Consider the following 22,275-nt stretch of genomic DNA (forward strand, 5'->3'; position numbering starts at 1 on the left):
TTTCCGCGGACATGGCTTGGGCCTCGGGCTGTTTTATTTCACTAAAGCATTCGGATCAAGAATGAGTGCCACTCGTCCGTCACCTAAAATTGTTGCACCTGAGATGGCAAAGACATCCTTCAAGTACGCGCCAAGCGCCTTAAGTACAACTTCTTTCTGACCAATGAAAGAGTCAACCAAAATACCTGTCAGCTTGTTTCCTTTTTTCACTACGACAATAGCCTGTTCGGTTGAATTTTTTGTTTCTGTTACTTCTATATTAAATACTTTTCTTAAGGAAACGATCGGGATAATATTTCCCCGGAAATCAATGACCCTCTGACCATGTGCATCCATAATCTCTTTTTCATCTATCATCAGTGTTTCTATAATAGAAGAAAGTGGGATGGCATATATTTCTTTCGATACGTCAACTAGAAGTGTTGATAGAATTGACAATGTTAAAGGAAGCTGGATGGAAAACTTACTTCCTTTTCCTTGTGTTGACTCAATGGATAACTTTCCACCAAGCGATTCAATTTTATTTTTGACCACATCAAGTCCTACTCCGCGGCCGGAAATATCTGAAACTGTTTCTGCTGTACTAAAGCCAGATGCGAGGATAAGCTCATTTACTTCTTGATCTGTTAATTTTTCCAGTTGTGCTTCTGTTAGGACACCATTTTCAATCGCCTTTGTAGCAACTTTTTCACGATTGATTCCTGCTCCATCATCTTCCATTTCAATAAACACATGGTTCCCACTATGGAAAGCACGCAATATCAGGCTGCCTTTTTCTGCTTTGCCTGCTTTTTTACGCTGCTCTGGTGATTCAATACCATGGTCAATCGAATTTCGGATTAAGTGAACAAGTGGATCACCAATTTCATCAATTACCGTACGGTCTAGCTCCGTATCTGCCCCAATAATCTCTAGTTCCAAGTTTTTATTAAGATCCTTGGCCAATCCTCGCACCATTCTTGGGAAACGATTAAATACCTGTTCTACTGGGACCATGCGCATTGTAAGAATTAAGCTTTGCATGTCCTCTGAAACTCTGGACATATGTTCGACAGTATCTTGTAAAGCTTCGTTTTTAATTTCACTCGCCAAATCTTCTAGTCTACTTCTGTCAATGACTACTTCTTCAAATAGATTCATCAGATCATCAATCCGTTCAAGATTCACCCGGATTGTTTTAGAAGTAACGGCTTTATGACTTTCTTGTTTCGCCTCAGCAGGTGCTTCTTCTTTCGTAGCAGCGATTTCTTCCGTTGCTTTTACAGCTTCTTCTTTTACCGTGACATACGGGCTAATCTCAGCAGATTCTACTTCCGATACATTATGTACACTTTGCTTCACTTCTGCTGCAGGAGATTTTGTTAGCACGATAAGAGAAAAACGGTCTACCTCGCCTGCTTCAAGCTCTTCAACAGGAGGAGATGTTTTTATAATTTCACCATGTTGTTCGACCGCTTCCACTACCATATAAGCACGGGCCGCTTTTAAGATACACCCTTCGTCCAGCGCAACCTCCATTTGGTAGGCTTCAAAGCCCTGCTCCTTCGCCTGGTCAAGCACAGTTAATTGGTATTCATCCAGTTCAAGGGTTTCTTGCGTGGTAGCTTTTGCTGCTACTGGAGCCTCTTCTGGCTGTTTTCCATTTTCAATTGCTTCTAAACGAGCAATTAAATCTCTCACATCTTTCTTTCCTTCGTTCCCACCTGCAATCGATTCGACCATCTCTTCTAATGCCTCGACGGCCGCAAACGTAACGTCAATTACTTCTGTTGTAACATGTAGCGAGCTGTTTCTAATTTTGTCTAATACATTTTCCATATTATGAGTTAATGATGCAATATCTTCGTACCCCATTGTGGCTGCCATCCCTTTTAACGTGTGGGCAGAACGGAAAATCTCATTCACAATGGAAAGATCATCAGACTGTTTTTCCAGCTTTAACAGCTGGTCATTGACTGCCTGTAAATGCTCATTACTTTCATCTAGAAATATTTCGATATAATCATTCGTATCCATATAACCTTCCTTTCACCTTCGCATTCTTATAGACTAGCTATCTAATAAGAACATGACATCTAATTCACCAAGATTTTCAAAGCCTGCTGTTAATTGTATCGCTTTTTTGTAACCAGAAATCTTTGTAGAGCCCTGCAATACTGTTGGGGCTGTGATATCGGTTGTCAACCCTTCATTTACAATAATGGTCGCAATTCCACCGGCTAGCATATTCCCCAGCTCTCCACTAAAAGAGACAAGCATCTCTCCCTCCACAGCCATTCCAAACATGACACCGCCAATTCCACTAAAGACAGCGGGATCACCTGAGAGCATAATTTTTCCTTTGATGTCGCCTGTTATCCCTATTAGCACACCATACTCTACAATTGGTGGCTCTGTTAGTAGTTGTGGTTTTGAAACATTTTGCGCTACTGGGATAATGGATTTCATGGTAGTATTTGTGCCATTAAGTAAATGTGTTATAACTTTGCTCTGTTGATTGGCTGTTGTTGTTGTTGTCATCTTGCTATCTCCCCTTATTATTCATTTGTCGTTATATCGTAATTAGGTAGAATGAGTACTTCTACTCGCCTATTTTTTGCCCGGTTTGCTTCCGAGTTGTTTGGCACAATTGGTTGGTGTTCTCCGTAGCCTTTTGCACTAAATTTGCCTGGGTCAAGCTTATCGTTCTCAAGGATAAGACCCATAAAGTTAATCGCCCGCATGACACTAAGCTCCCAGTTTGAAGCAAATTCTGCGTTATAAACAGGACGATCATCAGCATGGCCACTTACAACTATTTGATGTGGTGGGTCTGTATATAGAAGTTCTGAAACATCCTTCGCAAGACGCTGCCCTCTTTCTTTTACCTCAGCACTACCCGAGTCAAAAGAAATATCATTCAAAATTGTAAGCAATAAACCTTCATCCGTGAGCTTTGTATCAAACACCTCTTCAAGATCTTCTTCTTTGATATAGCTATTAATGTGCTCTTGGATTGTCTCCAGTTCTTCAAGCTCTTCATCTTCTTTGCTTACTTGTTTGGGATCTTCTGGTTTCTCATGCTCTTCTTCGTCTTCAGGAATATCAACAGTTGATTCATTCGGTGCATTGCTTTCTTCCATAAAACTAGCCCCACCCGAAAATTCTTCCTGGAACACAGTGGAAAGCTGGTTATACTTTTCCGAATCAATTTCACTCATGGCGAATAAGACAATGAAGAGTGCTACAAGTAAGGTGAGTAAATCAGAATATGGTAAGAGCCAGGATTCATCAATATGGTTTTCGTTATGTTTTTTCTTCCTACTCATTAGCTTGGTCCTGTTCTTGATTTTGTCTTAACGCTTTTAATTCTTTTGTAGATAAATAAGATCCTAATTTATCTCTTACCATCATGGCAGAATCACCATTTGTAATAGATAGAATTCCTTCCACTATCACTTCTTTACGTTGCACTTCTTTTTTTGACTTTTCCTTTAGCTTATTGGCAAATGGATGCCATAGCACGTACCCTGTAAAAATACCGAGTAGCGTGGCAATAAATGCTGCGGAAATCGCATGACCTAATGCTTCGATGTCATTCATATCACTTAGGGCTGCAATTAAACCAATTACGGCTCCAAGTACGCCAAGGGTCGGGGCATACGTTCCTGCCTGAGAAAAAACGGCTGCGCCTTCCTGGTGTCTTGATTCCATCGCGTCTACCTTTTCCAGCATCACTTCACGTATAAACTCTGCTGGTTGACCATCAATCGCAAGTTGTAAGCCTGAAGATAAAAAAGGATCCTCTGTTTCTTCTACTTGCCTTTCTAATGAAAGTAGTCCTTCTTTTCTTGTTTGATCAGCCCACTCTGTAAACGTCATGATTAATTCTTGTGTGTTTTCCTGTTTTTCTTCAGAGAAGATAATTTTAAACAGGGAGGGTATTTTCTTCACAGTGCTCATTGGAAATGCAATAACAACAGAGGCCGCTGTTCCCACAAGAATGATCAGAATGGCAGCTGGATTTATTAATGCTGCAACGCCTACACCTTTTAATACCATCCCTACACCGACTGCAATCACACCTAGTATGACGCCAATGACAGACGTTTTATCCATTACACATGTCTCCTTTATCTCGTTGTCAGTTGTAAAATTAACTAGTAGGTTTCGTTAAGGTGAGGAGGATCTTTAATATTCGTTCAACCTTTTTCAGCCTTATTAAAAACGCTATCCCTAGAAATGCGTGTCAAAAAGGAGGATAAAAAGGACCGAGAAGTTCGAGGCGGCATAGCTTTGAGTACCACAACGTATGAAATGAATACGTGAGGAACGGAAAAGCAAGCCAACAAAGAAATTCGATGTGTCATTATTACCGGACTTTTTGACGACCTCTAAAAAGAATAGCCAAAAAAGAATTAATGGTTTTCTTCTTGGCAGCCAGGCGATCGTAGTTTGAGAACCTTAGACCCTTTGCTTTGCGTCCTACTCTTTCAAGCAGTTTGCCTTTTCTAGAATTGGATTTTGTCCCATTAGTTAAAAATACCTATGCTTTTATATCGTCTCATTTTAAAAATAATTTAGGGATAATGTAAAAAATAAAATTTGGAACAATCCCCCAACTGTTTTGCAGAGTGTGATTTCCTGTTGTCCAACCCGCTTTAACCAAAATAATATTCTACATTTTTCTACATAATTCGTTTTTTCTGTCGATATAACTTGAGAATGTACATTTCAAAATAAATCATCAAAGAGAGTGGTGTTATTACGCATGAAAAAATTCAAATTTAATAAGATGAAGGTTAGCTTAAAGAATAAGCTTCTTTTATCATTTTTGCTGGTATTACTCGTTCCTAGTTGCATTATTGCCTTTACGTCTTACATGAGCGCTAAAAGTAATACAGATAGTAGAATGTTAGATACAGCACAAGAAAGTGTGCAGATGGTAGATTCAACAATTAATCAACTACTTCAAGCACAAATGGAGAATGTCGATTTTCTATCTAATGCTATTTCAGCATCTTCTATTATAGAAGGAGAAACAGAAGAACTAGAAACCATACTTGGCAGCTCACAGGATTCGAAGGCTGATCTTGAACAAACTTATGTGGGGACGGAGGAAGGAGATTTCCTAGTAGCACCAGATTCTATTCAAGTTAAGCCAGATTACGACCCTCGTGAACGCCCTTGGTATCAATTAGCAATGGAAAATCAAGGAGAAGTGGTTATAACAGAGCCTTATTTATCTAGTTCTACCAATGTCATTGTCGTAACCATTGCTAAAACAACCGCTGATGGACAAGGCGTTATTGGAGCCAACTTACAACTTGATCGCTTATCAGCAATGATTAATGAAATAAAAATTGGCGAAGAAGGATATGTGTTTTTACTAGATCAAAACGGTAATTATATCAGCCACCCAACTAATGAGGCAGGTTCTGAAGAAACAGCTCCATTTATGGAAGATCTTTATGCATCAGTTACTGGTAAATTTGATTATGGGTATGATGGGGAAGAAAAAAAACTTGCCTTCACTACAAACACTACTTCTGGATGGAAGATAGCTGGTTCCATGCTTCAAAGTGAAGTAGATGAAGCCGTAGCACCCATTTTCCTGAGAACAATCATTGTAATTGCTATTGCACTTGTCATTGGAATTGCAGTTGTGCTATTCATCATTCGTTCTATCACTCGCCCAGTTAATAATTTGGTTGAAGTTGCTGACAAAATGAGTAATGGTGATCTAAGTGTTGAAGTTGAGAATCATAGTAATGATGAAATTGGCCAATTGGCACAAGCCTTTAATCGAATGAGAAAGCATTTGAATGGAGTTATTGTCCAAGTACGTGATAAAGCAAATAACCTTGCCGCATCTTCTGAGGAACTAAACGCAAGTTCACAACAAAATACGATAGCTACAGAACAGATTACGAATTCTATTCAAGATGTTGCTTCTGGTGTAGAAAGCCAATCAAATAGAATTGATTCCAGTTCCCAAATGGCGCAAAACATGTCCTCCTCCATTCAGCAGATTGCAACGAGTTCCAATGAGGTTTCCTCAACTGCTGCTGATGCTAGCGTTGTTATTGAAGCTGGGAACAAAGCAATTAAGACAACAGTAGGTCAAATGGAATTCATTAAGAAAACAGTCCATGAACTTTCTGGAAATATTGAAGGTCTTGGAAATAAAACAAGAGAAATTGGCGAAATCGTGGATGTTATTACAAATATCGCAGAGCAAACCAATCTATTAGCCTTGAATGCTGCTATTGAAGCGGCAAGAGCAGGCGAACACGGGAAAGGCTTTGCCGTTGTAGCAGATGAGGTTCGTAAGCTTGCAGAGCAATCATCTCAATCATCCGAGCAAATTAAGAATATGATCCAATCTGTACAGAGTGAATCCATCGATGCTGTCAAAGCGATGGAAACCGGTACTACCGAAGTAGATCGAGGAATTGAAGTCGTTAGTGAAGCTGGGCAGTCCTTTAATGATATTACATCATTTGTAAATACAGTTACGACCCAGATTCAGCAGGTTGCTTCAAAAATTCAAGAAATCTCTTCCGGTACAGACCAATTTGTTGAAACATTTGATAGTCTTGCAGGTATTTCTGAAACCACATCTGGAGCAGCACAAAACGTTTCTGCCTCTACTGAAGAGCAGCTAGCTTCTATGGAAGAAATTACTGATTCCGCTAATTCTCTGTCGGTTATGGCTGAGGAATTGCAGGAAGTTGTGGAGCAGTTTAAGTTGTAGTTAGAGAAGACTATAGAATAATAAAAGAGTGGTACTTCCCAACTTTTGGGTGAGTACCACTCTTTTTAATTACTGTATTTTTGTCCCAGTCTCTACGTTCTGAACGAACTACCGGCGAAAGATTTTAATTATTATTTGACCTTCGCCTTTATCTTCATATACATAAGCAATGGTATTTTCATCACCGCTTACTTGAACACTTCGCAGTCTCTTTTCCCCATCCAATTTAATAGTAGAAAAAGGAGAGGTTTCAGCGAATCCAATCCATATCATATGCATTCAATTCCAATTTTGAAGTACTTCTTCATAAATCACTATGCAATGAAAATAAAATATACAATAAATAACAGGCTAATGACATACATAATAGGATTGATTTCTCTATAACGCTTTTGAGCTAATAATGCTAAGGGATAAAGGATAAACCCAAAAGCAAGTCCCATGGCCACACTGGAAGTTAGTGGCATCATAATAATCGTCAAAAATGCTGGAATTACAATTTCTATTTTACTCCAATCAACATTCCGAATATCCATTGCCATTAATGCCCCAACAACAATTAACGCTGGAGCAGTGACTTCTGTTGTTATGACAGCTAAAATCGGTGAAAAGAATAATGCAATTGCAAAGCAAAGCGCAGTGATGATCGAGGTAAATCCAGTTCTTCCCCCAACCGCAATTCCTGATGAGGATTCTACACTCGTGGCAGGTGTGGAAGTTCCTAGTACTGCGCCGATTGACGCAGCTGAAGAATCTGCTAGCAATGCTCTTCCTATCTTCGGAATCTTATTGTTTTTCATGATTCCCGCTTGGCTCGTAAGTGCAATTAACGCTCCCGCTGTATCAAAAAAAGCAACAAATAAAAAGGTAAAAATAACGGCTAATACATCTGGTGTGAAAATAGCATCGAGATTCATAAACACAGCACCAAATGTTGGTTCAAGACTCGGAATTGTACCAATAACCGAAGATGGAATCGTAATAAAGCCAACAAGCATTCCAATAATCGTTGTAATTGCCATCCCATAAAAAATTGTTCCGTTCATTCCACGAACAAGCATAATAATTATTATAAGGAGGCCAACGATAGCTAATGTTGTTCCAGGTAATGTTAAATCACCAATCGAAACAAACGTATCCGGATTGGCAACAATAATTCCTGCATTTTTAAACCCAATAAACGCAATGAAAAAACCAATCCCAGCAGCAATTGCATGTTTTAAATCCTCCGGAATCGCATTAATGATTTTTTCCCTGATTTTCATTAAACTTAAAATCATAAAAATAATTCCCGCAATAAAAACCCCAGTCAAAGCTACTTGCCATTCAATCCCCATTCCAATAACTACAGAGAAAGTAAAGAATGAATTCAGTCCCATACTAGGCGCAATTGCGATCGGATAATTAGCAAGCAACCCAATAAGTAAAGTACCAATGATTGCAGTAAGTGCAGTAGCTGTAAACACAGCACCTCGCTCCATCCCTGCTTGACTTAAAATAAGTGGGTTTACGACCAAAATATAGGAAACGGAAAGAAATGTTGTTAGACCGGCGAAAATCTCCTGTTTATATGATGTATTTCTCTCTGTAAATCCAAAAAAGTTTCTCATGATGTGTAGTATCTCCTATTTGCTACTTCTGTATAAAAAAACTTTGGCGTCGTCTCAGCATGCCAAAGTAACAAGTAAAGGCACGTTCAAAAGGAGGATAAAAAGGACCGAGAAGTTCAAGGCGGCGAAGCTTTGAGTAGTGGAACGTATGCATTTAATACGTGAGCAACGGAAAAGCAAGCCAACGAGCTTCCACAGGATGTGGTGACTTCGACATTCGACACAGGACGTGTCGGAATTTAGTCGAAGGTCATCAGTACAGATGTGTCTTTTTTACCGGACTTTTTGAACAACCTCTTAAAGGTATAGAAAAATACATTTCCATCCCTTGTAGACAAGCTATTTATGGTAGCTGGTAGAAACGTCCAAGCCATATTCCTGGACTTATACAAGATGTAGCTATTTTTTTGAACAATAGAGAAATAATAACAATTTGGGGGCGGTGCGTCAATGGGGAATAAGAGGAATCACTAGAGCACGGTGAAATTATAAAAGGAACTCTAGCTTTGCTAGAGTCCCTTTCGAATCTAAAATTATTGTAACAATTGTAATACACCTTGTGGTTGTTGGTTGGCTTGCTTTGCCGCTATGTCTTTCGAACATAGAACAGACTATATCTTCACCCTTTGTACATCCAAAGGGGCTGGGCGCTTCGAATAATTATTCATTATCCTACGAATCTCATTGCCATAGATTTCTCGTTAGGTAGTACATTCTAGTCGTTGAACCTTCGCCAGGCTTTCGCCACAGGCGCTTGGATGCTGATTATCCATTGTATGATTGCTTTGTTTTTCAAACCTTCACGTCTGCCGTTTCCAGCTACGTTGTGGTACAAAGCACTTTAGGAAGTTCCAGCAATTCACCCAGTTATCATCTAATCCGTTACCAGATTAGACGCCCGTCCCATCAACTTATTGAAGAAGTTGTAATACTCCTTGCGGTTGTTGCTGGGCTTGAGCTAGCATTGATTGTGCCGCTTGTGAAAGGATGTTGTTCTTAGTGAAGTTCATCATTTCTTTCGCCATGTCAACGTCACGGATACGTGATTCTGCAGCCGTTAGATTCTCTTGAGAAGCACCTAGGTTATTTATCGTGTGCTCTAAACGATTCTGAACTGCCCCTAAAGAAGAACGTTGAGTAGAGACTGAATTGATTGCATTATCAATTTTTTCAATCTCTGTATCGAAATCAAATGGAACTGCTGGATTTGCAACTGGGTCAGCCCCCGCAGGAGTACCAAGAACATTAACAGTATCCACACTCAAACCATTTGCACTCATGTCTTCTATGTTAATGCTTAATTGTTGCCCATCATTAGCACCAATTTGGAATGTTAGAGATGCAGCACCTTCTGCAAATGAACCATCTAATAAGTCTTTCCCGTTAAATTGAGTACGATCTGATATACCTTTACTGTCACCAGAGCCACCTATTTCCTCAATAAGTGAATCGATCTCAGCTTGTATAGCAGTTAAGTCTGTCTCACTATCTTGTGTAGCTGTATTTCCAGCTTGAACCGTTAATTCACGCATGCGTTGAAGAATAGAATGTGTTTCATTTAATGCGCCTTCAGCAGTTTGAATCAAAGAAATACCATCTTGTGCGTTTTTACCTGCCATCTCTAATCCGCGGATCTGACCACGCATTTTCTCTGAAATTGCTAAACCCGCAGCATCATCTCCAGCTTTGTTGATATTAAGACCTGAAGAAAGTTTCTCCAATGAATTTTGTGTTGCGCCTTGGTTTGCTCCTAATTGACGGTGCGCATTTAAAGCAGAAATATTGTGATTAATAATCATAGTTATTAACCTCCATCTTATATTATTTTTTTAGCAATACTTATATTTGAGAAATACTAGTTCATTAGTTATATAAAAAAACATAGTATTAAATTTATTCATTTACAATTTAAATATAAAAGCTCTAGTAAAATTAAACTAGAGCCCTTAAAAAGTCTATTCTTATTGAAGTAATTGTAATACTCCTTGAGGCTGTTGATTAGCTTGAGCTAACATAGACTGAGCTGCTTGAGAAAGAATGTTATTTTTTGTAAATTCCATCATTTCTTTCGCCATATCTACATCACGAATACGTGACTCTGCTGCGGTTAAGTTCTCTTGAGATGCTCCAAGGTTATTAATTGTGTGGTCAAGGCGATTTTGAACAGCACCTAGATCTGACCGTTGAGTAGATACTGTATTTATTGCATCATCAATTAGTTTAAGTTGTGCATCAAATCCAACATCAGCTGCGTCAGCATCATTTGTAGCAAATGACGTTACATCAAGCCCTTCTACTCCAAGTCCGGATGCGGACATATCATCAATTGAAATTGTTAACTGTTGTTCTTTATTAGCTCCAATTTGGAAAGTTCCTTCAAAGTTACCATCTAATAGATCTTTACCATTGAACTGTGTGCGATCTGAGATACCTTTACTTCCAGCTTCTCCACCTAATTCTTCAATTAGAGAATCCATTTCAGATTTAATGGCTTTTAAATCCGTGTCTGAATCTTGAGTAGCACTATTTCCAGCTTGCACTGTCAATTCACGCATACGTTGAAGAATTGAATGAGTTTCATTCAGTGCACCTTCTGCAGTTTGAATTAAAGAAATACCATCTTGAGCATTTTTTTGAGCCATTTCTAGACCTTTAATTTGTCCACGCATTTTTTCAGAGATTGCAAGACCTGCAGCGTCATCTCCAGCTTTGTTGATTCCAAGACCTGAAGAAAGTTTCTCCAATGAGTTTTGTGTTGCACCTTGGTTTGCTCCTAATTGGCGGTGTGCGTTAAGAGCAGCAATATTGTGATTGATAATCATAATTTTCTTACCTCCATGTAAGTGTATTTTTGGGCACGTCCTTGTGTCCCATATATAACAACACGTGGTGAATGTCACCTTGCGTTATTAACATTGTCAATGTTCGGCCAAAACATTTTCATCATCATGATGATTACATTACTTATATCGGCCGTTTTATAGGAATGTTTAAATGTTTTTATAAAAAAAGATAAATAATTTTTCTTTTGTGACAAGCATAGGATTCTTTAACAGCGCATTGTAAATCTGTTATTCTATTTGAAAGCGCTTATAAATTGAAAGGAGAGTGAAATCTATGAAAGGTATTACGCGGTTTTGTGACCGTATGGTGCAGCGGTATTTGCCTGATGCGTTCTTATTTGCCATTATTTTAACGCTAACTGTCTTTATTCTCGGCATTATTTTTACAGATAGTTCCCCTATCGACATGGTGTCTTATTGGGGCGATGGATTTTGGGATCTTTTAGCGTTTGCGATGCAGATGTCCCTGATTGTGGTAACAGGTTATATTCTTGCTAGCACGTCAGCAGTAAGAAATCTATTAAAAAAGGTAAGTACGTTGGCGAATACGCCTCCACAGGCCATTTTACTTGTTACATTTGTTGCTTCACTTGCTTGTATCATTAATTACGGGTTTGGGCTTGTTGTAGGAGCATTATTTGCCATCCATGTTGCCAAACGAGTTCCTGCTGTAGATTATCGTATTTTAATGGCAAGTGCCTATAGTGGCTTTCTTCTCTGGCATGGTGGATTGTCAGCTTCCATCCCTCTATTAATTGCAACACCTGGGCATTTTATGGAAGATACGATGGGGACAGTGCCAGTTACCGAGACATTATTCAGTAGTTTTAACTTGTTTATTGTCTTTTTCCTTTTATTTACACTTCCTTTTGTAAATCGCTTCTTAATGAAATCACGTGATCCGCTCACACAAGGAGATGCACCTCTATGGAGACCTGAATCAATTGATGGTTCGAGTGAAGAGACTGGAGAAGAAAAGTTAGCCGAAACACCTGCTGAGAAATTGGAAAATAGCCAGGTCCTATCCTTAGTCATCGGGATACTTGGCTTTGCATTTGTCGTTTACTTTTTTATACAAAATGGATTTGATCTTAATATTAATATCGTAAACTTCATCATGTTATTTTTGGGAATTCTATTCCACCGTACACCGAGAAGGTTTTTAAACAGTGTAACAAACTCTGTGAAAAATGTTGGCGGGATCATTGTACAATTTCCGTTTTACGCAGGAATTATGGGGATGATGGTAGCATCAGGGTTATCTGAACAGATGTCGATGGCATTTGTTAACATGTCCAACTCTTTTACATTCCCGCTATTTACTTTCCTGAGCGCGGGGCTAGTCAATTTCTTCGTTCCATCCGGTGGTGGACAGTGGGCTGTACAAGGACCGATTATGATTACGGCTGCACTTGATCTAGGCGTTGATACTGCGAAGACTGCTGTCGCCGTTGCTTGGGGTGATGCTTGGACCAATATGATACAGCCATTCTGGGCACTGCCTTTACTTGCGATCGCCGGATTAAAAGTGCGTGACATTATGGGCTTTTGTGTCTTAATTCTCTTGTATAGTTTTATTCCAATCTCAATTGGTCTATTATTCTTCTAAGCAGTTAATCCTCGGGCGACCGGGGTTTTTTTCTTTTTTAGAGCAAAAAAAAATAAGCCTGCACATGCACGCCTTAATGTTGATTTTGTTTTAATAACTTCATATCAGCCTTTGTTTCAACGACACTATCACTAAGCACAGAAAACTTGGCGTCCAATTTGCGAATGTCTTGCTTTAGCTCATTACCAGCCCGCTTTACTTCTATTTCCAAATCGCTAACACGTGTTTCTATTTTTTCCATCCTATTAGCTAAACCGGAAACCTGCTGCCCAAGCTCTGTAATAGCCTGCATAATATCTCTGTTTGAAATATCTCCCACATTCATCACCTCTCTCTTAACTTATCCTACCATGGTTAGGCTTACCCAACAAGCACCCAAAAAAGTTATTTTAGTAGTTAGAATCCTATCCATAATACACTTCTTCCTATTGAAAAACAGAATTATGTCTTCCATAAATTCATTCAAAAACAAAAAAAATAAGCCTGCAGACGCACGCCCTATTGAATAATTCCTTGGGATAAAAATTTATTAGTGCTTTTTTCAAGCTGTCTCTCTACCACTGTTGCGATTCGTTGGTCTAATCGTACAACATTTTGCTGTAAACCGTTTAATGTGAGTTCTATGTTATTGGCCCTGATTTCTAAACTTAGAAACAGTTCATCCATTTGCTTGCTTTTTGTCTGCAATTCGTTGATTTCTTCAAGTAACTTTGTGACACTTCGCAACAGATCTTCCATCATTTCTTTGGTCAATCTGTCCCCTCCTTGTAAGCATAGAATAATTTGTAATACAATCGTAACATTTCAGTCTATGGGCAACAAGTGTATATAGGCGGATATTTATATAGGAAGAAAGTAGGTCTATTTATCTGGTAATAAACTGAAAATCCAATCAGTCTAGGTTTTCGTTCTTCTCCCACTGGGGTTAGTTGGACGAATCGGCCTGTTAATCCGTTTACTCCCACTAAAAACTTAAGGTTTCACATCATATTTTGAAGTGGAAGTCTTACGGACGGTTGCTCCGGGATAAGAAACGAAGGAGAGAATCAAGTAAAAATCCATTTACTAAGGAGACCTAGCTCCCCTAATAAAACATGAGATTCCCCCTCTCTCCCCGACATTTTCAATATACTTCCACATTAACTACTCCGTATGTCTACCAGCATATGTGCAACTAATGCTTCCTGATATCCCGCTTTACCAGACAGGCGCATGGCATCGGCAACTTCTCGTAATGTTTTGTGTTCAATCGTATCCAGCTTCGCTAATCTTTCTTGAGACAGCTCTTTGGAAGGTGCACTTTCCTTATATGCTTTTCCATCCATATGCCATAATTGCACGTGATCTGGATAGCGATTGAACAGCCTTTCTGCCATTTGTAACCCTTCTGGATCCAAGTCCCCTGCATAGTGAAGGGAACAATTTTCTTTGATAAGAAGATCCATTACCATGAGAGCAGCCAACTTAAATTGTCCGTTCGTACTGATGATGGGGATGTCACGCTGGTAATCAAGCAACGTAGAACAGACACCAGAGTTTTCCACGATCCATACTTTTTTTCCTTGTGCTGGGTAGATCCGACTTAATGAAACGATCTCCCGCAGTGGGACATTTTGCACAGTATGACTTGCTCCAGTTGCCTGCCAGACAGGATGCTGTTCTCCTGACTGATCTACTGCCAAAAGGTTGGCACATGTTACAAAATTTAAAAGGTCATCCCGGTAAATATTTGACGTTTGGAGCAGTTTGTTAATGGTTTCTGTACTTTTCGGTATGGCAACCGGCTTTTCATCACCTGTGCGCACTGCCAAAACATATAAAAACATCTTGCCAAGATCCGTATGGAGGTCAAATGCATGTGGATCCTCTGTAATTCGCTGACTGAACATCGGAAGTCGCTCAGAATGTGTTGGCAACGCAGTAACCGCACGTGCTAATAATGCAACATTTTGTTCAAACTGGTCTGGACTTTTTTCTGCCTGACGTAATATCCAACGCCCTTCAGATGTGGAGGTCTGTATGTACGCGAACCAATCAGTTAATATGGGGTAGGACTTTGCTAAACGTTCCAAAAAAGATGTAATTCGTGCTGCCGTCGCAAGTCTTTGCTCCTTCTTGGAGACAAGTTCCTCGCCAAAATAGGCATCCAGTAAAGCTTTTAGATCCACCCCACTAAACCTTGTATCATTTAGCGCTTCTGCTAATTCTACTATCGAAACCGTCCCTTTTCGTTCTAAAGTGGCCACTGATTTTCCAAATAGCCCAGCAATTGCTTCCAATTCTTCATAGGAGAAAAGCCGAATGGGAATCGTACCCCCAATTCGGCCTATGGATTCATATTTTTTTCTAAGTTGCTTAAATAAGGAATCATAAAGGCGCTCGCACTTAAAAAAGGTTGCGGCTTGTTTTGTTTGCTTATCCATCACATATCGACTCCTTTACCTATTCGTGACAGTCTCTGCTTGATCCTTCACGAGCAGTGATCGTTTTTTGCCACCCCAATGATAGCGAATAACGGTCACGAAATCAGAATTTTTAGGTCGGACAAGTTCATTGATGGATAGGTTGCTGATCGTATCATAATCTCCCCACAGCACTTGGGAATTCATCATATAATCAAATCCAAGCTCTTCCATGATCCGGAACATGACACTAATATTATCTTCATCCACACCCGCAAATGCCTCATCCAATGTAATAATGTAAGGTGCAGTAGGGTCTGCTTCAGAATATCGTGAATAACATGCGGTGAATAGCGGAATATACATGGCCATTGCTTTTTCCCCACCACTGAATTTGTAAAAAGCATGGTTTGTCAATTCTCGTTTCGGTTCTCGCTCCCGCTTATAGGAAAGTACAAAGGAGAACCAGTTACGATAGTCGAGAACATCCTTTAATACTTGCAGCAACGTACTTCCTTCCCCTTTGATATCAACAAGTTCCTTGGCTCTTTCAATTTTGGAACGGAAATGATCAATGACCATATCCATGTCTTCATCCTTTAGTAAGCGGGAATCTCGCCTGAGCAGCTCCACTAGCTCCTTCGTATCCAATTCTTCCTCTGTTTCAGCTGTCCGTGGTTTCCAGCGTATGGAAAAAGATAGCCCGGAGGAAGAGTCGCTTTCTGCCATCAGCTTATCCATTTTTTCTGTCCATGCCTGCGCCTTGCTAATGCGACTGCGCAGTTTTTTCCCAACAGAATCAAAGAGAATTTCTTCATATAATTGACGATCCTGGTCATCCAGTAGATGCTGTTGTTGTAAGCGGTCCTGATCAATTCGGTCTCGAACAAAGTAAGGATCAACCTTTTTGCCCTGATAATCCAATTGAATTAATCGTCTTGCTGCTTTTTGCCGCCAATGTTCTATTTGCATACGCTGTTCATCTGTCCATTCTTGCTCCCGCATCCATGGAGCCTCTACTGCTGGGACATGCTGATCAGATAAACGATATTCCATTAGATTGGAATGTTGTTCAAAATAAATGCTCGTTAATTGTCCTTCAATTGACGCTGGGTCTTTTTCTTTTAATAGCTGTTTAAAATGCTTATCTATCCACTTGGCCCGTTCTTCCATCTTCTGAAGATCATCGGGGAGATCGATAAATCCATAGTTCATCTCTTGACCAATGGTATCTGCCCATACATGAATCATCTGTTGCTGAAAATGTAGTTTTTGATGATGCTGACTAATCTCTTCCGTCAGCGTCTCAAGTCGCGCTATATTTTGAGGTAATGTCGTTCGATTGTGCATAAGCTCCTGTTCTGTCTGTTTTAAGGAAGCTTGTACCTCCTGTATCTGGTTTCGTATATCGGCGACGCCTTGCATTTCCAGTTGTTTCACAATTTCCTCAATATTACCTACAAGCTTGCTTTCCTTATCCGTACGCTCATTTAACTCGCCTTGCAATTCGTCGACTTCTTCCATAAGCTCATCGACTCTTTCTATTACTCCTCTGCGGTTTTGCTGTTGCAGAACATAAGTCGTATGCGTCGTTATCAGCGAACGTAACGCTTTTTCGTAATCCCGCATAATTGATTTCGCCTCGTTGTATGCAGTAAAGGAAAACGTAATATTTAATTCCCGAGTTTTACGATCAAGCTCTCGTTTCTTTTCTTGGTACGCTTTTGTCGTTATCTCCATATCGCGATCAACTTGTTGAAGCGATTTTTGAAGTTGCTCTAAGTCAAACCTTTTTTCTTTAATCGTTGAAAAGCTAACTTGTAAATCATGATCAACGGGAAAAGCGATCATGGCCTGTTTTGCATCTTCTACCTTTTCTGATAAGGCATGAACGTGTTGCTCAATCGACTGGTAGTTACTGTTAAGTCCAGTAATTTCCTCTTCCAATCGGGTTATTTGTTCTTCACGATAACGTTTTCGGGCATTTTTTCCGATAAAACGTACAGATTTCACAGGCACTGCATGGCCATGGACTATGCCGATCGTATAGGAGCCGTTTTCCTGAATGGAGATCTTTCCTTCAACCTCTTCATCAACGAGGATACTTCGCAGCACCTCATCGATTAACTCAGAAGAAACCTGTCTCTCTGCAGCCAAATCTGGTGTTAGGTAATCACGTAAAGTGTGTGCCATCATGTGCGGGTCGGCTTTAATAATTCGGTCATGCGTAATGGTCGTCTGCTCTTCCGCTATCAAAGCATCCAACAACCCTGTATCTAGCAGCACTGCTTCGATTTGGTTTCGTACATTTTCTGGTACATGGTCTTGAAATTCCACCGCTTCATAGAAGGGAACAAATGCGTGGTTTGATGCTTCTAGCAATTTTCTCGCTTCTCTCGTTTCCTCCCGTTGGTTCGGCGGCTCGGGGTCCCGTTTTGCCTTCCATTCGGCAAGTTCAGCTTCTTTCCCCGTTTTCTCTTTTTCTAAGGTACTTAGATCACTTTTTTTTGTAGCGATTTCCTGATTTACATCCATTTGAAAATCATTGCTTACTTGTACAAATGGATTTCGAACCGTTTCAAAGGATAAGGGCTCATAAAGCTGCTCCATTTGTCTGGCGCTCTGTTGGAGTGTTTTTTCTTCAATGGGCAAAAAGGAATGGTCCGCTGCCCATCGGTGAATTTCGTCCAGCTTCTCTTGCTTATCTTTTTCAAATAAAGCAAGCCAGTCCTGTTCCACTTGTTTCGTTTTATCCCTTTCCATCGTTAAATCTGAAAGCTTTTTCTGGAATGCCACAATTTGCTCGCGAAGATTCTCATAATAACGCAGACCCTCCGTAATGGATTCCAAGTTTTGAAAATGGTTTTCTGCTTCCTGTGTCCATACCTTAAAATCAAAGTCACTTTCTTTATTGCGATGGAAATCTTGTTGATTGAGCGAATGTCCTGTGAAAGATGATGCCTCAGCATCTGCTTCAAGATCTCGCAATGTTTCTCCCATCTGCTGTTCTTGATTATACAGTTCATCATCCAATGCTTTTAATCGGCTTTTTGTCTCTAACTCATCATTCTTTTTGTTGGTGAGCTGTTGATTTTTTCTTTCCAACTCTTTTTTTACTTCTTCTAATGCTTCTTGCTCTGTTGCGCGTTCTTTTTCCAAATTCCAAACTTTATGCTGGCGCAGGCGTTCCTGTTTCTTTTCCAGTACTTCCTTCGTTTGCTCAAGCTTTACGCTTTGTTCTTGCCCTCGCTTAATTTCTTCCTTTAGGGTTGCTTCGATAGCTTCCTTCTCATTTAATAAGCGTTCTTCCTTGGTATGGCGTTTCTTCGCTTCCACATATTCATGGGCTCGATCAGCAATCGCATACTCATTGTAGGCATCATACCGCTTAATTAATTTGTTTAGGGCGTCTTGTTCTCGTTCCAGCTGTTCAATCTGCTGCTTTGTTTGGTCCATATGCTCAATGGTGTCTGATAAATGGCGGAGATCTTCATCTGTTAAGGGGGGAAGGGCCGCTTCCAAGATTTCATAAATGACGGTCGGCTTAAAATCTTTAGATAGTTTTGGGCTTCTCAACTGTATGAGCAACTTGATTAAATCCTCGTAAGCATCTATTTCTTCAAAACCAAAGATATATTTATTGACCAGTTTCATATATTCGCCCTGTGTTCGAACAACATGGCCACCGTCCTGCACGCGATTTTCCAATTGGGTACGTGAGAGAGGAATTTGCTGTGTTTCTCCGCCATGCCGCTCTGTTTCATACAAAGCGAAGTCCTCGCCAATTCTCCGGTTATCTGTGATGATGAAGTACCAAGAATTCATGGATTTATGACGGCGGGCCTGCAGTCCAATTCCTGTTGTTATATACTGATTGGTATCTTCCCGCTTATATTCAATAAATAGATAACCCGTACGTTCTTCTCTATCCACAATGTCTTTTTCGCCTAATAAATAGTCTTCCATTTTACGAGCTTTGGAGCCAAATGGGTCAAGTCTATCAGGAGACTTCTTGCCGTCAAGTAAAACCGGCAAAATACTTTGCATGGTAACGGATTTCCCAGAGCCATTACTCCCTCGCAGTAATAATTTTCCATCTGCAAAGTCAAAAATTTCGTTGTCATAATACCAGAAATTTAGTAGTCCTGCTCGATTCATTTTCCATTTATTGTGTTTTTTCATTGGTAACACCCTTTTCCGCATCAAAATTTTTCGGATAGTGACCTGAAATCCGACCAGCGAGAGGCTTGATAAGATATTCGCCCGTGAAAGGATCTCGCTCAAGCATTTCCCATTCTTTCATCAATGCCGAAAGCTCTTGCATGGTTTGTTTCACCGTGCCTTCCCTATACTGCTTACTCCAGCCCTTTCCATATTCGGCATGTAGCTGGCTAATAATTTGTTCAAAGGTAACAGCAGTTAAGCGAATATTTCCTAACGTATCCGGTAGGTATTCCTGTTTGTTTTCTCTTAGAAAATGACTGAAATGTAACGCTACATCCATAATTGCTTTTTGATCAGGAAACAAGGTAAGCTCCTGTTTCCGCTCATCTGTAACAAGCAATGCTGCATTTTTGAAAAGTTCAAAGCGGAAAAGGGTATGTTCCTCCATATCATCCCGCAATCGATTTCGGAAATTTCGAATGTAGGCGAAATCTGGATCTTGCTCACTTTCTCGATGAACAGCCGGTGAGAAAAGCAGCTTACGATAGACGCGTTTTCGTCGAACATCTGTTTCATGCCTTTCCCATTCGCCCTCAAGTATTTCCTCAATGCTTTTATATTGAACTAAATCCTTAGGATACGACCGCATAAAATAACGCGCATAGACGGTCACTTCATAAAGAACTTCTTGCTCTTCATTAAGAGCAAACTGTTCAATTTCTCCTTCAACAACCGCAAGGATCGAGAGTTTTTCTAATTGTTTAATGACACGAACAAGTGATTTACGATGGTTATAATTGGTCCAATCCAACGGGAATTCACCAGGATACAAATCCTTTATATCCTCACAAACATCCGATAAAAGAAATTGCTCATCCACGGTACGATTCTCCGTGAAAGCTAATGCACAACAAAACATAGCGTAATCGCGTGGCTCCAGAAATCCTTGCATCCCCATCCAGCTTTTCGTCTCAACTGGTATTTTTTCTAATTTTATAAAATGCTGATGTACAATAAGGTCAAAGCCAAACTTCTCATCAACATACCGTTTTATGATCTTTTCACGTTCCCTAATTTGCTGATATACTTCAGGCTCTTTTGACCTTAAGATCCAAAACTTTTCAAATAATAGGCGTAATCCAGTTCGGGCCTTTTCATCAAAAGTAGTTATCTCCATTAGTTCTTCACCTCGTCCATAAATCGAAACGTCACTGCTGGCATTTCCATCACACCGTCTTCAGCTTGAAGTTGGATACGTTCTTGTTTCGATACCATGACATGTACCGTGCGTCCATGCTCGGTTTTAAATGTATGATCCTTTTTGGCCATTGCCTTACCAATCCAACTTAGTAACATTTTCCGCACATGCTTTTCAATAATTGGCAATGCACCCAACTTGATTTCATTCCCTTGCATATAGGCATTCAGCGTTTCCTCTTCCGCCATTTTATCTCGCAAATAATCCTCTTTCGCCGCCTCTTTTTTTTGCTGTTGGCTAACGATCGCCCCTGCACGCGTTTTTTCGCGATATTGACGAATCCGTGGCTTTGTCTCATGACGGATCGGTTGTTCTTCCCATGTATCTGTATAAATGTCATCTGTGGGAACATGGTCGCTGAACATATGGCGGGTATGGAATACACCAAAGGACACTGCAGATAGCTCATGTGCTTGATTGATGTCCTCTAGCGAATCAAACCACTTTGCCAGGTGGATAAAATCCTTTTTTCGACTGCGAAAGTATTGATGACGTTCACCCAAACGTTGAACGACTCTTGTAATCCGTCGTATCTGTTCATTTGTACGAGTTTGCAGGCTGTCCAATTCACTCTCCCTGTGAGCGTTTCCGAGGAACCAGGAGGTTAAACTATGCCACTTCTCCTCTTGTTCTGTCATTAATTCCTGCTCATCTGCTGCGATGTCCTCAAAACGTGGCACTTGCTGTTGATGAAGAATTACTTGATGGAGGAAAGGCTGCAGATGAGATGTTCCCATTGACTGTAATAGTTGCTGGATCTTCCACGCTGTTTGTTGCAAGCCAATAATAAAATCACGCAAATAGGTAGTAAATTGGTCTTTAAAAACGAGAAAAGCCTCGGTTTGCATTCGCTCCTCTGCTTCTTCACTATTTATATGGGCAATATAGTCCGATGTATTTTGGGTAATGGACCGAAAATAGGTAAAGACATCGTTCCATAGCTGTGAACATTCACTAGCATCCGTGAATTCCTTTTTATTAATCATAGATTTTATATCCGCTAAAGCTTGAAACAACCTTTCAAATTCCTTCTTCTCCAATGAGCCACCAAATGCATTGCCGCCCTTTTCCATTTCCATTAACATACGTTCAAATTCCACGGTATATGGCGTACATTGATAACGAAAACGCTTCTTTTTAAATTCTTCAATGGTGTGAGCTCGTCCCATCTCCTGCCTGGCAAGTAGATTATTCCATTTAACCAGCTGGTCCAAGTCTTGATGTAGTTGCTCTTCCGTATAGTCTTTGAATTCTTGAAAATCTGTTAAGTATGCCAAGATTTCTTCAGGAAATAAAAACTCCCGCATCCGTTCATGCTGTATATAAAAATAACGTAGAATAGCCCGGTATCGCCAAGCCTTATCTGCCGTTAAATAGCTAGCTTCTATAACTTTTTTAAATGGTTGCTGCATTCTTGTTCCATACTCCCTACATGTTCCGACATATTATTATTGTAAAAGCTTATATGGAAAAAGTCTACGTCCGTTGTGTTAAGTCGGGGAAGTCTGTTTAGAAAAACTCGTATTCGCTTGTCTTTTAGCGAATGTGTATGTTTTCATATACTGGAGACTTCAAAATTTTAACTCCGTCGTTATTGCTTCCTAGCTAAAATTTCTACTTTACTACCGTGCAAAAAAAGGAACTCTTCGAATG

At 40.0% G+C, this 22,275-nt stretch carries 16 protein-coding genes and 2 riboswitches; of the genes, 2 read left to right on the top strand and 14 right to left on the bottom strand.

Features of this window, described 5'->3' with window-relative positions; genetic code table 11:
* Positions 1 to 33: 33 nt before the first annotated feature.
* Genes BN988_RS08575 through motA form a run of 4 tightly spaced genes read right to left on the bottom strand, consistent with a single transcriptional unit; the run spans position 34 to position 4,098 of the window.
* Entirely contained in the window at positions 34 to 2,016 is a 1,983-nt protein-coding gene (locus tag BN988_RS08575; protein WP_036575200.1) for a chemotaxis protein CheA, read from the bottom strand.
* Positions 2,017 to 2,049: 33 nt separating this feature from the next.
* Positions 2,050 to 2,520, bottom strand: coding sequence for a chemotaxis protein CheX (locus BN988_RS08580; protein WP_051557754.1), 471 nt, complete (start codon positions 2,518 to 2,520; stop codon positions 2,050 to 2,052).
* Positions 2,521 to 2,537: 17 nt separating this feature from the next.
* Positions 2,538 to 3,308 (bottom strand): flagellar motor protein MotB, encoded by a 771-nt coding sequence (gene motB, locus BN988_RS08585; RefSeq protein WP_036575201.1) that lies wholly within the window; start codon positions 3,306 to 3,308, stop codon positions 2,538 to 2,540.
* Positions 3,301 to 4,098: a flagellar motor stator protein MotA gene (gene motA / locus BN988_RS08590; RefSeq protein WP_036575202.1), complete on the bottom strand. Its 798-nt coding sequence runs from the start codon at positions 4,096 to 4,098 to the stop codon at positions 3,301 to 3,303. The genes motB and motA overlap by 8 nt, the downstream gene beginning before the upstream one ends.
* A 313-nt stretch (positions 4,099 to 4,411) precedes the next feature.
* Positions 4,412 to 4,496, bottom strand: a riboswitch (cyclic di-GMP riboswitch).
* 254 nt (positions 4,497 to 4,750) lie between these two features.
* On the opposite strand from motA, the gene BN988_RS08595 reads away from it, so the two are divergent.
* Positions 4,751 to 6,736 (top strand): methyl-accepting chemotaxis protein, encoded by a 1,986-nt coding sequence (locus tag BN988_RS08595; RefSeq protein ID WP_036575203.1) that lies wholly within the window; start codon positions 4,751 to 4,753, stop codon positions 6,734 to 6,736.
* A 108-nt stretch (positions 6,737 to 6,844) separates the two neighbouring features.
* Here BN988_RS08595 and BN988_RS18850 read toward each other — a convergent pair whose 3' ends face one another.
* The 4 genes from BN988_RS18850 to hag (BN988_RS08610) form a co-directional block, all read right to left on the bottom strand.
* Positions 6,845 to 7,009 (bottom strand): hypothetical protein, encoded by a 165-nt coding sequence (locus BN988_RS18850; RefSeq protein WP_155988277.1) that lies wholly within the window; start codon positions 7,007 to 7,009, stop codon positions 6,845 to 6,847.
* A 41-nt stretch (positions 7,010 to 7,050) separates the two neighbouring features.
* Positions 7,051 to 8,346 carry an NCS2 family permease gene (locus tag BN988_RS08600; RefSeq protein ID WP_036575204.1) on the bottom strand — a complete coding sequence of 432 codons (1,296 nt, stop codon included), beginning with the start codon at positions 8,344 to 8,346 and terminating at the stop codon, positions 7,051 to 7,053.
* A 311-nt stretch (positions 8,347 to 8,657) separates the two neighbouring features.
* Positions 8,658 to 8,758: riboswitch (purine riboswitch) on the bottom strand.
* A gap of 499 nt (positions 8,759 to 9,257) precedes the next feature.
* Positions 9,258 to 10,145 carry a flagellin Hag gene (gene hag / locus BN988_RS08605; protein WP_036575205.1) on the bottom strand — a complete coding sequence of 296 codons (888 nt, stop codon included), beginning with the start codon at positions 10,143 to 10,145 and terminating at the stop codon, positions 9,258 to 9,260.
* A 162-nt stretch (positions 10,146 to 10,307) separates the two neighbouring features.
* Positions 10,308 to 11,168 (bottom strand): flagellin Hag, encoded by an 861-nt coding sequence (hag, locus tag BN988_RS08610; protein WP_036575208.1) that lies wholly within the window; start codon positions 11,166 to 11,168, stop codon positions 10,308 to 10,310.
* A gap of 295 nt (positions 11,169 to 11,463) precedes the next feature.
* Between hag (BN988_RS08610) and BN988_RS08615 the strand changes: the two genes are divergently transcribed.
* Positions 11,464 to 12,798, top strand: a complete 1,335-nt coding sequence (locus BN988_RS08615) for a short-chain fatty acid transporter (RefSeq protein WP_036575210.1) — start codon at positions 11,464 to 11,466, stop codon at positions 12,796 to 12,798.
* Positions 12,799 to 12,871: 73 nt separating this feature from the next.
* On the opposite strand, the gene BN988_RS08620 is transcribed toward BN988_RS08615, so the two are convergent.
* The 6 genes from BN988_RS08620 to BN988_RS08645 form a co-directional block, all read right to left on the bottom strand.
* The gene (locus tag BN988_RS08620; protein WP_036575211.1) at positions 12,872 to 13,123 is read right to left on the bottom strand and encodes a hypothetical protein; all 252 of its coding nucleotides are present in this window, start codon (positions 13,121 to 13,123) and stop codon (positions 12,872 to 12,874) included.
* 173 nt (positions 13,124 to 13,296) lie between these two features.
* The gene (locus BN988_RS08625) at positions 13,297 to 13,551 is read right to left on the bottom strand and encodes a hypothetical protein (RefSeq protein WP_036575215.1); all 255 of its coding nucleotides are present in this window, start codon (positions 13,549 to 13,551) and stop codon (positions 13,297 to 13,299) included.
* Positions 13,552 to 13,937: 386 nt separating this feature from the next.
* Entirely contained in the window at positions 13,938 to 15,221 is a 1,284-nt protein-coding gene (locus BN988_RS08630) for a TIGR02679 family protein (protein ID WP_036575217.1), read from the bottom strand.
* Positions 15,222 to 15,236: 15 nt separating this feature from the next.
* Positions 15,237 to 19,382: a TIGR02680 family protein gene (locus BN988_RS08635; RefSeq protein ID WP_051557756.1), complete on the bottom strand. Its 4,146-nt coding sequence runs from the start codon at positions 19,380 to 19,382 to the stop codon at positions 15,237 to 15,239.
* On the bottom strand, positions 19,366 to 20,541 hold the full coding sequence (locus tag BN988_RS08640; protein WP_036575219.1) for a TIGR02678 family protein: 1,176 nt from the start codon (positions 20,539 to 20,541) through the stop codon (positions 19,366 to 19,368). Before BN988_RS08640 ends, BN988_RS08635 begins: the two co-directional genes overlap by 17 nt.
* Positions 20,541 to 22,034: a TIGR02677 family protein gene (locus tag BN988_RS08645; RefSeq protein ID WP_036575221.1), complete on the bottom strand. Its 1,494-nt coding sequence runs from the start codon at positions 22,032 to 22,034 to the stop codon at positions 20,541 to 20,543. The genes BN988_RS08640 and BN988_RS08645 overlap by 1 nt, the downstream gene beginning before the upstream one ends.
* Positions 22,035 to 22,275: the final 241 nt, after the last annotated feature.

The organism is Oceanobacillus picturae, from assembly GCF_000612865.1.
Taxonomy (GTDB): domain Bacteria; phylum Bacillota; class Bacilli; order Bacillales; family Amphibacillaceae; genus Oceanobacillus_B; species Oceanobacillus_B jordanicus.